The following is a 7,792-nucleotide window of genomic DNA, read 5'->3' on the forward strand; positions in this document are numbered from 1 at the left end:
CGCCACCACCGTCGCCACCGCCCCCATCACCTCCGCCGCCGCCTATCCCGAACATTCGTCCGGAGGTGCCCGGTCAATTGATCGCGCCGCTGGTCGCTCAGAGAATGGGTCTGATGACGATGGGGACCTTCCATCAGCGTCGTGGAGACCAGTCGTTCCTGACGGGTGTCGGTGCGCTGGTCTATTCGGGACCGGGAGCGCAAGGTGATGCCTCGGAAGGGGACGGCGATGGACCGCCGCCCGGTGTCTGGGGTCGCATCTTTGGTGCAAACAGCGATCTTGGCACCAACGCCACCCTCAGCATTGCCGGCTACGACGTCGCGCCCCAGTTCGACGGAAATTATTGGGGGCTCCAGGTCGGAAGCGATCTGGTCGAAATCGAGCACGACAACGGCCATACCGAGCGCTTCGGGCTCTTCTATACTCATGCGGAAACGTCAGGCGACATCAGTGGTAACGTGCTCGGTCGGGTTAACCTGTCTGCCGGTACGCTTGACCTGAACGAAGACAGCGTCGCCGCCTACTGGACGCATCTGTCACCTGAGGGCTGGTACGTCGACGTTATCGCGAAGTACGGCTGGTTGAATGGAACCAGCCGCTCCAATCGCGGCATCGGATCCGACGTCGACGGAACGAGCTTCGCGGCATCGGCTGAAACCGGCCTGCCCTTCGTCATTGCCGAAGGGTGGACGATCGAACCGCAGGCGCAGATCATCTGGCAGCGTATCGATTTCGACGACAGTGGCGACCGCTTCTCCCGGATCACCAATGAATCGTTCGATTCCTTCACCGGACGATTAGGCGCACGCCTACAGTACAGCACCGGACCAGCTTACGCTCATCTCGGGCTGAACCTTTGGCACGGCTTCTCGGCGGACCAGACGGTCATGTTCAACACGTTCCCGCTGGTGACGCAGACGGAGGGAACCTGGCTCGAGGTGAACCTCGGCGGCGCCTACGAAATCAGCGAGAACGTCTCGGCGTTCGGCGATCTCAGCTACTCGTTCGATGTCGACGGCGCGAAAAACAACATGTTCGGCGGTCAGGTCGGCATCAGAGTCAAATGGTAGGGGAGCGTTGCAGACCAGGGAGCATCGTGGCAAGTATCGTCAGGGAAATCGGAGCGGCGACGTCGTTACATGAAATCTTTGACCGCCTACGTCATTGACGGCCATGAGGTTCGCCTTCGCCCCGCGCCGGTTGAGCGGGAATGGATGGACAGCACCGATCAGCGTTTCGCCTATCGGTGCCTGCCACTGAATATCGCGAATGCGCACGGTTGGGAGATCTTGTGCCCATCAGCCTTTTCGGCGACGTGGGATGGACGGAGAGGCAAGGATGCCATCCGGATCCGATCCAGATCGGGGACGGTTGCACCGGCGATCAGTCATTTCGGCGACGGCGTGCTTACATTTCACGTGCCGTGTCTGTTCCGGACGGAGCCTGGCGTGGAATGTTCGTCACCGGTCCTGTGAACCGACCGAAGGATGCCATCGCTCCGCTGTCGGGGGTGATTGAGACCGATTGGTCGCCTTACACGTTCACAATGAACTGGAAGTTCACGCGCCCTTTCCAGAAGGTCTACTTCGAGGCGGATGAGCCGTACTGCCACCTGTTTCCGCTTGTGCGCGGAAGCCTGGAGGAGATTGCGCCTGACATCCGCAATCTTTCCGAGAACCCTGATCTTCAGAAGGAATACGATCACTGGATGCAGAGCCGCAACGCCTTCAATGCCAGTCTCGCCGAACCTGGGTCGAAGGCGTCGCAGGACAAGTGGCAGAAATCGTATTTCCGAGGTACAGCGCCTTCCGGCGCGGCGGGGCCTGATGATCATCGCAGTCGGCTGCGTTTGAAACCATTTGCCGAAAGTAAGTGACAGTTCTGTCGCTGGCATCGCTGCAACCTGCTTGCTTTCTTCGGGCGTCCCACGCTACTCTTGCGCGTGCCGTCGTCGACGGAACGTTGCTGCGACTAGGAGAAGCCGCATGAACCGCAAGATTGCAATGGCATTGTTCCTTGTCGGCTTGTCCGTGCCGGCTTTTGCCAAGTCACCCGCCGATATCGCTGACCTCGTGGGTGCGCGGGCGGCAGGTGCGGAGTCGGAGATCCAGGCGCGGGGGTACGACAACGTCAAGAACAACATCTGGTGGAATGCCGCCACCGGAACCTGTGTGCGGGTTCGCGTGTCGAATGGCCGCTACTCGGCAATCGACACTCTGCAGCCGAGCGCGTGCGGGAAGAAGAGCGGTAGTGCCGCCTCGGGCAGCTGCCCGCCCGACGTTTCCGAAGCGGACCGCTACAAGTATCCGGCGTGCCAGGGCAGCGGGTCCGGCAACGCCGCGGCGGCCTCCGGAAATGTTCCGCAGGCGGCCCTTAGTGCCTGCATGCGACGTGCGGACGACTTCCAGAATGCACGGCAGGGCACGAGCGTTGTAAATGGCGCTGCTCGCTCCGGCGCGAACTGGGTTCTGACCATGGCAACCGGGCAATACACCTCCAAATGCACGGTCTCCGGTTCCGGCCGGGTCGTCAGCATGGATCCGATGTAAGTCACGCGCAGCACTCGGCAAACCGCTGGTCGAATGGCCCATGGTTTTTCGCCTCGGCGCCCCTTTAAACTTTTCAAATCCTCCACCATATCCAGCCCAAGTTCTTCAGCCGCAAATCCCAAACGCGGCGGAACAATGAGCTTGCCACTTGAGGGAGCTCAATCTCAGTCATCGGCCTGTGCCTTATGAGGGCAGGGCGATCCATGGAGGTACAGCATGAATATCGAAAAATACTCCGAGCGGGTGCGCGGTTTCATTCAATCCGCCCAGACCTATGCGCTTGCGCAGGGGCACCAGCAGTTCACCCCCGAACATGTTCTGAAAGTGTTGCTCGACGACGATCAGGGCATGGCCGCTTCGCTGATCGAGCGCGCCGGCGGTGATCCCAAGGCCGCACGCCTCGCCAATGATGCCGCACTTGCCAAACTGCCGAAGGTCTCCGGCGGCAATGGGCAGATCTATCTTGCGCAGCCGCTTGCCAAGGTTCTCTCGACTGCCGAAGAGGCGGCGAAGAAGGCCGGTGACAGTTTCGTCACCGTGGAGCGCCTGTTGCAGGCACTGGCGATCGAGCCTTCGGCTTCGACGTCCACGACGCTGAAGAATGCCGGCGTGACCGCGCTTGCGCTCAATCAGGTCATCAACGAGATCCGCAAGGGCCGCACCGCCAACAGCTCGAACGCCGAGCAGGGTTTTGACTCGCTGAAGAAGTACGCTCGCGATCTGACCAGCGAAGCACGTGAAGGCAAGCTCGATCCGGTCATCGGTCGCGACGACGAAATCCGTCGCACGATCCAGGTTCTATCGCGCCGCACCAAGAACAATCCGGTGCTGATCGGTGAGCCCGGCGTCGGCAAGACGGCGATCGTCGAAGGCCTCGCGCTGCGCATCGTCAATGGCGACGTGCCCGAGTCACTCAAGGACAAGAAGCTGATGGCGCTCGACATGGGCGCGCTGATTGCTGGCGCCAAGTATCGCGGCGAGTTCGAAGAGCGTCTGAAAGCTGTGCTCAATGAGGTGCAGGCCGAAAACGGCGAAATCATCCTGTTCATCGACGAAATGCACACGCTTGTTGGTGCCGGCAAGGCGGATGGAGCAATGGACGCTTCCAACCTGCTGAAGCCCGCGCTTGCTCGCGGCGAGTTGCACTGCGTCGGTGCGACCACGCTCGACGAATACCGCAAGCATGTCGAGAAAGATCCGGCCCTTGCCCGTCGCTTCCAGCCTGTCATGGTCGAGGAGCCGACGGTCGAGGACACGATCTCGATCCTGCGCGGTCTCAAGGAAAAGTACGAGCAGCATCACAAGGTCCGCATCTCGGATTCGGCCCTGGTTGCGGCTGCGACGCTTTCGAACCGCTACATCACCGACCGCTTCCTGCCCGACAAGGCAATTGACCTGATGGACGAAGCCGCCGCGCGGCTGCGTATGCAGGTGGATTCCAAGCCCGAAGAGCTGGACGAACTTGATCGCCGCATCATGCAGCTTAAGATCGAGCGCGAGGCTTTGAAAAAGGAAACCGATACGGCGTCCGCCGACCGTCTGGTGCGCCTTGAAACAGAGCTGACCGGTCTCGAAGAAGAGGCCGATGCCCTGACCGCCCGCTGGCAGGCGGAAAAGCAGAAGCTTGGCCTGGCGGCAGACCTGAAGAAGCAGTTGGACGAAGCACGCAACGATCTGGCGATCGCCCAGCGCAAGGGCGAGTTCCAGCGCGCTGGCGAGCTCACCTACGGTGTCATTCCGGAACTGGAAAAGAAGCTTGGCGAGGCTGAACAGCAGGACAGCGATCGCAGCGCCATGGTGCAGGAGGTCGTGACCCCCGATAACATCGCGCATGTCGTTTCCCGCTGGACCGGTATTCCTGTCGACAAGATGCTGGAAGGCGAGCGCGACAAGCTGCTTAGGATGGAAGACGAGTTGGCGAAGTCGGTGATCGGCCAGGGCGATGCGGTTCAGGCAGTGTCGCGTGCCGTTCGCCGCGCGCGTGCCGGTCTGCAGGATCCGAACCGGCCGATCGGTTCGTTCATCTTCCTCGGGCCAACAGGCGTCGGCAAGACGGAGCTGACCAAGGCGCTTGCCCGCTTCCTCTTCGACGACGAAACGGCGATGGTGCGCATGGATATGTCCGAGTACATGGAGAAGCACTCCGTGGCCCGGCTGATCGGTGCCCCTCCCGGCTATGTCGGCTATGATGAAGGTGGCGCGCTGACGGAAGCCGTTCGCCGGCGGCCGTATCAGGTCGTGCTGTTCGACGAGATCGAGAAGGCGCACCCTGATGTCTTCAACATCCTGCTGCAGGTTCTGGACGACGGTCGTCTTACCGACGGTCAGGGCCGGACGGTCGATTTCCGCAACACGATGATCATCATGACGTCGAACCTCGGCGCCGAGTACCTGACCCAGCTCAAGGAAGGGGACGACAGCGAGGCGGTTCGAGAACAGGTGATGGAGGTCGTGCGCGGTCACTTCCGGCCGGAGTTCCTGAACCGTATCGACGAGATCATCCTGTTCCATCGCCTGAAGCGCGAGGAAATGGGCGCGATCGTCGATATCCAGCTGAAGCGTCTGGTGCAGCTGCTTGCCGAACGCAAGATCACGCTCGAACTCGATGACGACGCCCGCAACTGGCTCGCCAACAAGGGGTATGATCCGGTTTACGGCGCGCGTCCGCTGAAGCGGGTGATCCAGAAGTACGTTCAGGACCCGCTCGCCGAGCAGATCCTTTCCGGCCAGGTGCCTGACGGTTCGACTGTGAAGATCACCAGCGGTTCCGATCGGCTGTTGTTCCGCACAAGGAACACTGCGGTGAACGAAGCGGCCTAAGGTCGTTCGACGATTGAAAAGAGAATGGCGGCTTCGGCCGCCATTTTTGCTTGCGCTACTTGCTCGCTACTTGCGGCGGTGGCTGGTTGCCGAGGAGGGCGTCGATGCGCTGCCGTTCGTCCTCGAACTTTGCCAGTGCCGGACCCTTCAAGGATTTCCCGCCCGGCAGGCGCACGCGAAGCGGGTCGACCTTCGTGCCGTTGACGATCATCTCGTAGTGCAGATGCGGTCCGGTGGATTCGCCCGTCGTGCCAACCCAGCCGATCACCTGGCCCTGACGGACCTTGGCGCCTGCTACGACGCCCTTGGCGATGGCGCTCTGGTGATTGTACGAGGATTCGTACCCATTGGCATGGCGAACGATGGTCTGGTTGCCATAACCGCCGGAATCCCAGCCCGCCTTTTCGACCGTGCCGTTGCCGACGGCAATGATCGCCGTTCCGCGTGGCGCGGCCCAGTCGACGCCGGTGTGCATGCGGGCAAAACCCAGGATCGGGTGCCGGCGCATGCCGAAGCCCGACTTGAAGATACCGTTCGGCACAGGATTGCGCAGCAGGAACTGCCGGACGCTCTTGCCGTCCTGGTCGAAGTAGTCGATCGAACCGTCTTCCGGATCCTGGAACCGGTAGAAGCGTGTCTGCGTATCGCCGAAGCGCGCATTGACATAGAGAAGCTCGGAACCGGCAGTCGCCTGCCCGCTGGAGTCGGCGACCGAGAAGAACGCCTCCAACGTGTCGGTCGGGCGCAGCTCGGCCTGGAAGTCGACGCTGCTTGCCAGCAGCTTGATGACCAGTGCGGTCATATCCTTGGTCATGCCGTAGGACAGCGCTGCACGATAGATGCCGTCATAGACGCGCGGCAGGTTCTGATTGGACGGGACCGATGTAGAATTGTCGTCGAAGGCGGTCGTGACCGCATCGATCCGCGGCGGCTCGCGCCCTGCCACGAAGCGATCGTGGTCGTCCAGCGCCACGGTAACGAGATGGCGCGTGCCACGGTAGACGCTGGCGCGAATGATTTTGGCCTGTTCGCCCTTCTGCAGGATACCGATGCGCAGCACATCGCCCTTTGAAAGCTCATCCGACCCGGTCATTGGCGAGAGGTAGTTGGCGAGTCCCTTGGCTTGCGGTTCCGGATAGCCCGAGTCCGTCATCGCCTTGACGATCGGAGTGTCCCGGCGCACCGGGATGATGTCGTCGGCGAACGCTTCGGTCTGAGGGGTAATTGATTCCGGGGCAGAGACCGTCATGTTCTGCTCGAGAACGCGGGCGGTCAGGCCGGCGGTCAGGTCGACGTCAGCGTCGTCATTCGAGAACCGTCGCGGATCCACGTAGTAGAGTGCGGCCACCTGCGCTGCGCCATCGGTCAGCACCGAACCGTTGGAGCGGACATTCTCCTCGATCTCGTCGAGGGTCATGCCGGGCGCTACCTGCAGATTGGACTTCGTGGTCGGATAAGCCACGGTCTTCAGGCTAACCTCCGATTCCACATCTGAACCATAGATCTGCCCAGTGCGAACCGTCGGCTGCCCGTCCGGTTCATCCGCCGAGAAGATCGTCAGCGGGTTGAAGCTTGGATAGTCCTCTGTCGCGACGTGGTTGGCGGCAAGCGTCATCTTTACGCGCGCGAAGGGCTGGCGGCGGACGACCTCCTTGTCGCCCTCATGGACGACCGTCGAGACCTCCATGATCTTTCGGTCCGACGGCTTGGCGGCGATTGCCGGAGCGATCAGGCGACCGCCGCGGGTCACGTCGGCGTCCGACTGATCGTCTGCGTTGATGCTGGCATAGGCCTCAGCCGGGATCGCCAACTGCTGGCGACCGTCGAGTGCCGCAAAAAGGGCGACGCCCATCAGAACGCTCGAGGTAATGCCGGTGAGGAACGTACCCGAAAGCCAGCGCAATGAAACCTCGCGGCGGTCGGGCGCGCGTCTGCCATCGGCAAGAAGCGGGGGCTCGTTGCCGAACGAGCGGATCATCATCTTCTCCGTCATCATGGCAGGTTGATCCGCGTCCTTTCGGGTAGGCTTCTTTCGGCCGCTCTGGCTGGCGCCGAAAAAGTGCATAGTTTGGCGATAGAAGTCAAATGGACGGGTCGTACCCATCCAAATCGTTCGCCCTTGAGATCATCCGATTGTGAAGATGTGAGGGCGAGAGGCCTAGCCATCGCGTTTTGAGGCCCTATTTCCATAGGAATGACCCGGCTACCGGGTCTCCGCGGACACTTAAAGCGGGCGCTCCGGAAATACGCGTTATAATTCAATGCCATGCAAGAAACTTCGGTTTTTTTGAAAACCGCTGTTGACTTAGAAAAGGGTGGTGGCCTATAAGCCCCCTCACTGAACGAGGGCGGCGGCGCTGCTGGCGACGAAGACCTTCGCTCTAGAGTTTCTTGCAGATTGGCTGAGACGCTGATTGGTTCCT

4 protein-coding genes and 1 pseudogene are annotated in these 7,792 nt (G+C 61.2%); 4 read left to right on the plus strand and 1 reads right to left on the minus strand.

Annotated features, from left to right (window positions below):
• From JNB88_RS32890 to clpB, 4 genes and pseudogenes are all read left to right on the plus strand, one after another.
• On the plus strand, positions 1-1,070 hold a 1,070-nt coding region (locus tag JNB88_RS32890; protein ID WP_220359137.1), incomplete at its 5' end, for an autotransporter domain-containing protein.
• Positions 1,071-1,139: 69 nt separating this feature from the next.
• Positions 1,140-1,876: pseudogene (locus tag JNB88_RS32895) on the plus strand (DUF6065 family protein).
• 109 nt (positions 1,877-1,985) lie between these two features.
• Positions 1,986-2,549 carry a hypothetical protein gene (locus tag JNB88_RS32900; protein WP_220359138.1) on the plus strand — a complete coding sequence of 188 codons (564 nt, stop codon included), beginning with the start codon at positions 1,986-1,988 and terminating at the stop codon, positions 2,547-2,549.
• 216 nt (positions 2,550-2,765) lie between these two features.
• Positions 2,766-5,369, plus strand: coding sequence for an ATP-dependent chaperone ClpB (clpB, locus tag JNB88_RS32905; protein ID WP_220359139.1), 2,604 nt, complete (start codon positions 2,766-2,768; stop codon positions 5,367-5,369).
• Positions 5,370-5,424: 55 nt separating this feature from the next.
• On the opposite strand, the gene JNB88_RS32910 is transcribed toward clpB, so the two are convergent.
• The gene (locus tag JNB88_RS32910; protein ID WP_220359140.1) at positions 5,425-7,365 is read right to left on the minus strand and encodes a M23 family metallopeptidase; all 1,941 of its coding nucleotides are present in this window, start codon (positions 7,363-7,365) and stop codon (positions 5,425-5,427) included.
• Between the last annotated feature and the right edge of the window lie 427 nt (positions 7,366-7,792).

It is taken from the genome of Rhizobium cauense (assembly GCF_019511525.1).
Lineage (GTDB): Bacteria > Pseudomonadota > Alphaproteobacteria > Rhizobiales > Rhizobiaceae > Rhizobium > Rhizobium cauense.